The following is a 4,434-nucleotide window of genomic DNA, read 5'->3' on the forward strand; positions in this document are numbered from 1 at the left end:
TTTTGGTAGTGTGTGTTGTCAAATCGACAACATTGCTATTTTACCTGCTTTAGCCTAAACAAACCAATTGAACTTACACTGCGCTATAATAGTGGATTGCAATTTTCCAGCCAGAGATGCCCGTCATGAGCAATTATTCCGATATGCCGTCTGAAGACCGTGAAATCAGCGCATTGTCACTGCCGCCACATTCCACAGAAGCAGAGCAATCCGTCTTGGGCGGCCTGATGCTGGAAAATTCTGCTTGGGACCGTATTGCCGATGTCGTTTCCGGCGAAGATTTCTACCGCCACGAACACCGCCTGATTTTTCGTGCGATTGCCAACCTGATTAATGAAAGCCGTCCTGCCGACGTCATTACCGTTCAGGAAAGTTTGGAACGCAATGAAGAATTGGAAGCGGCAGGCGGATTCAACTATCTGATTACACTGGCGCAAAACACGCCATCCGCTGCCAATATCCGCCGCTACGCCGAAATCGTGCGCGAGCGTTCCATCATGCGCCAGCTTGCCGAAGTCGGTACAGAAATTGCACGCAGCGCATACAATCCGCAAGGGCGTGATGCAGGCCAGCTTTTGGACGAGGCAGAAAACAAAGTATTCCAAATCGCCGAAAGTACCGCCAAATCCAAACAAGGCTTCCTTGAGATGCCCGACCTTCTGAAAGAAGTGGTCGAGCGCATCGATATGCTTTATTCGCGCGACAATCCTGATGAAGTAACCGGCATATCAACAGGTTTTATCGACCTCGACAAAAAAACATCAGGTCTTCAACCAGGCGATTTGATCATCGTCGCAGGTCGTCCGTCCATGGGTAAAACCGCCTTTTCGACCAATATTGCGGAACATGTTGCCGTAGAAAACAAATTGCCTGTCGCCGTATTCTCTATGGAGATGGGCGGTGCGCAGTTGGTCATGCGTATGCTGGGTTCAGTCGGACGTTTGGATCAAAGCGTTTTAAAAACCGGCAGATTACAAGACGAACACTGGGGCCGTCTGAACGAAGCGGTCGTTAAACTCTCCGATGCACCCATGTATATCGATGAAACGCCGGGTTTGACTGCGCTCGAACTCCGCGCCCGCGCCCGTCGTCTTGCACGCCAGTTCAACGGCAAATTGGGGTTGATCGTTATCGACTACCTGCAATTGATGTCAGGTTCTGGTCGCTCTGACAACCGTGCTTCCGAGCTTGGCGAAATTTCGCGCTCCCTCAAAGCATTGGCTAAAGAATTGCAAGTTCCCGTCATTGCCCTGTCGCAGTTGAGCCGTACAGTTGAGCAGCGTACCGACAAACGCCCGATGATGTCCGACTTGCGTGAGTCCGGCGCAATCGAACAAGATGCCGACTTGATTATGTTCATGTATCGCGACGAATACTACAACTCAGATTCACCCGCAAAAGGCTTGGCGGAATGTATTATCGGCAAACACCGTAACGGTCCCGTTGGGAAAGTATTCCTCACTTGGATGGGTCAATTTACCAAATTTGATAATGCTGCCTATATTCCAGAATCCATGTTGATGGAAGATTGAGACAGATTGTCCGAAAAACTAACCGAATTTCATATTTCATTAGTCACGCATTACAAAATCGTTTAGAATAAATCTAATAAAAGCAAAAGCATTGCCACAGGCAAGTGCAAAAGAGAAAACGTCAGTTACCCAACACATTACTACTAAAAAATCACTCATGTATCAGACACAAAAAGGCTTCACCCTAATTGAGTTGCTGATCGTCATTACTATTGCAGCAGTAATGGCAGTCATCGCACTTCCCAATATGAATCAATGGATTGCCTCCAGACGTGCGGCATCGCAAGCAGAGCAAATTGCAAATCTGCTGCGCTTCGCGCGTAATGAGGCCGTCCGTCTCAATCTTCCCGTTTACATCTGCCCGGTCAAAATCAAATCCGATGGCTCACCCAATAATGGTTGCGATTCCAAATATGCCGGTAATGGTATGTTGTCCTACGCCGATAAAAACGAAGACTTACGCTATCAAAACGACACAGTTGATTTATCCATCCGCTCCATTATCCTTAATGGAGATACCGACAAAGTGGAATACAGCTTCAACTATATCCCTATCGGCAATGACCGTTCTGCCCTCTCGGCCTCAACTTCAAAAGAAGTCTGGTGGAGATTTCTTCCCAATGGTACATTTGGTCATTCAACTGATGGCAAAAATTATCAATTTTCAGACGGCCACATCAAAATCAGCCTAACGGATAAATCTGCTGCCGATGCTGAAACCAAGAAAGCCCGTGCTACCGTACTTTTAATCAATGGCAATGGGCATGTCGAAATCTGTGCTAAAAACGATGAGCGCAAAATGTGCGAATACACTTCCAAATAATAACAACGGTATCTTATGAACATTACTAATCCTACTCATCTCAGATCATTTAAAGGCCGTCTGAAAACAAGCTCAACAAGCTTTACTCCAAAACTTCAATCAGGTATGACCCTGATTGAAGTTTTGATTGCCATGTTTGTCCTTGCCATCGGTGTGCTTGCCCTTCTGGCTGTTCAATTGCGTACCGTATCCAGCGTGCGCGAGTCTGAAAATCAAACCGCAGTCGCCCAAATTACGCAAAATCTGATTGAAGGCATGCTCATTAATCCGACACTCTCTGAAGAAACCGATACTGCAGGGGAAAAAACCACCCGTTATAAAAAATCCTATGATGCCTACCTAAAATCAGACTCTAAACAAACTGCAAAATTTGAAGCCAAAATGACCAAAGCCCAACTTGCACAGGCTCAAATTGCACAGTTTAAAGCCGATTTAGCCAAAGCCCTTCCCGAAGCCCAAGTCTTCTCGACCATCTGCAAAGATTCTTCCGGTGCAGAGCCGACTTACGAAAATGGGTTTAACGCAAAATGCGATGGCAAAGGCGATACAACCATCGTGAAAGTTTTATGGTTGCAAGATGTCGAAGAAGAAAATAGCGCAAAAAATCTCAATACATCGGGGCATCACGTTGTCTATACCTACCAATCACGCGTAAGAGACTAACAATGAACAATAAACGCTTACTCAACCATATTCCCAATAAAATCGCCATTCGTGGCTTCAGCATCCTTGAATTTCTGGTTGCCAGCCTGCTCAGCATGATCGTCTTAATGGCTGTCAGCTCCACCTACTTTACTGCGCGCGGATTAAACAAGTCTGCCAACGCCCGTATCGGTATCCAACAAGATTTGCGCAACGCCGCCAATATGATCGTCCGCGATGCGCGTATGGCAGGTAATTTCGGCTGCTTCAATATGGCGAATTTTCCTGCCTCTGCAGTGATAGAAGACAAAAGCTCGGATGAATATACATTGAAAACAGCCGGTGTGAATAAGCTGTTACCGGTTAAAGAAATCAATAAATTAAGCTATACAGGCTTTGTTCAAACTGGCAAAGCCCTGCTGTTCCAATACGGTATCGACAAAGCGGACTCTGCTGCAAAAACTGCCATTGCCAGCAGCTGCTCCGGTATTGCCAAACCTCACATAGAAATTAAAGATTTGGCTGCGGCAAAATCAGCTTTAAAAATTACCAACTCTGATCAAGACGGCAGTATCGCCATTATGAAACATGAAATGATTGCCTACGCTGTCGGTAAACTTGGCGAAGAGAGCGGTTTGTTCCGTTTCCAATTATCAAATGATGGCTCATGGAGTAATCCGCAGCTGTTAATTAAAGGCATCACTGCTATGGATATCCACTATATCTATGCAGAATGTCCTGATTCTGAAAATGCATCTGCCAGCGGATTGAATACAGAATCATTTGATTACAAAAACGCATTGGATATCTCAGCTAAGGCCAAGTCTCCGGCTTCTATCCAAATCGTACTGAATAACGGCAGTATTGACCCATCAAAAGAACAAGACAATAAAGTCGATATCTATAATATTAATGCCACCATCCGCGGAGGAAACGTATGCGCCGACAGATCACTCTAATCAAACCTGAACGGCAGCAGGGCTATGCTTTGTTTATCGTCTTAATGATGATGGTCGTCATCGCCCTGCTCGTGGTTACAGCCACCCAGTCCTACAATACCGAACAGCGTATCAGCACCAATGATGCCGACCGCAAACTGGCAACCACCCTAGCCGAAGCGGCACTGCGTGAAGGTGAAAATCAAATTTTTGATATTGAAGGTAAAAAGACTACTTTTACCGCAAAATGTGAAAAAGGTTTATGTTCCACACCAAACGTAAAATCCAATGGCGATTTTACTGAAGAAGGCAACCCAACCGTAGATGCTTGGAAGCGCAAATGCGACAAAAGCCTGTGTATTGACGCCAATGGTACGGAATATCCTTTAGATAAAAAAAGTGGCATCGTAAATAATCCACGCTACATCATCGAATATTTAGGTAAAACGACAGAGGGTCGAATTACTTACCGCGTTACCGCCAAAGCATGGGGTAAGAA

5 protein-coding genes are annotated in these 4,434 nt (G+C 45.6%); all 5 read left to right on the plus strand.

Going from position 1 to position 4,434, the window contains the following annotated elements; translation table 11 throughout:
• Window positions 1–125 precede the first annotated feature (125 nt).
• Window positions 126–1,532 carry a replicative DNA helicase gene (gene dnaB, locus ACTHUT_RS14425; protein ID WP_250600711.1) on the plus strand — a complete coding sequence of 469 codons (1,407 nt, stop codon included), beginning with the start codon at window positions 126–128 and terminating at the stop codon, window positions 1,530–1,532.
• A gap of 157 nt (window positions 1,533–1,689) precedes the next feature.
• Window positions 1,690–2,355: a pilus assembly FimT family protein gene (locus ACTHUT_RS14430; RefSeq protein ID WP_250600713.1), complete on the plus strand. Its 666-nt coding sequence runs from the start codon at window positions 1,690–1,692 to the stop codon at window positions 2,353–2,355.
• A 15-nt stretch (window positions 2,356–2,370) separates the two neighbouring features.
• Window positions 2,371–3,018: a type IV pilus modification protein PilV gene (pilV, locus tag ACTHUT_RS14435; RefSeq protein ID WP_250600715.1), complete on the plus strand. Its 648-nt coding sequence runs from the start codon at window positions 2,371–2,373 to the stop codon at window positions 3,016–3,018.
• Window positions 3,019–3,020: 2 nt separating this feature from the next.
• The gene (locus ACTHUT_RS14440; protein WP_250600717.1) at window positions 3,021–3,956 is read left to right on the plus strand and encodes a PilW family protein; all 936 of its coding nucleotides are present in this window, start codon (window positions 3,021–3,023) and stop codon (window positions 3,954–3,956) included.
• Window positions 3,935–4,434: pilus assembly PilX family protein (locus tag ACTHUT_RS14445; RefSeq protein WP_440418947.1), on the plus strand; the 500-nt coding region annotated here is incomplete at its 3' end. The genes ACTHUT_RS14440 and ACTHUT_RS14445, both read left to right, overlap by 22 nt.

It is taken from the genome of Neisseria sp. P0022.S010 (assembly GCF_051956635.1).

Bases quoted from the DNA above. Each gene is read 5' to 3' on its own strand.
- dnaB (WP_250600711.1), top strand. From the start codon at position 126: ATGAGCAATTATTCCGATATGCCGTCTGAAGACCGTGAAATCAGCGCA.
- ACTHUT_RS14430 (WP_250600713.1), top strand. From the start codon at position 1,690: ATGTATCAGACACAAAAAGGCTTCACCCTAATTGAGTTGCTGATCGTC.
- pilV (WP_250600715.1), top strand. From the start codon at position 2,371: ATGAACATTACTAATCCTACTCATCTCAGATCATTTAAAGGCCGTCTG.
- ACTHUT_RS14440 (WP_250600717.1), top strand. From the start codon at position 3,021: ATGAACAATAAACGCTTACTCAACCATATTCCCAATAAAATCGCCATT.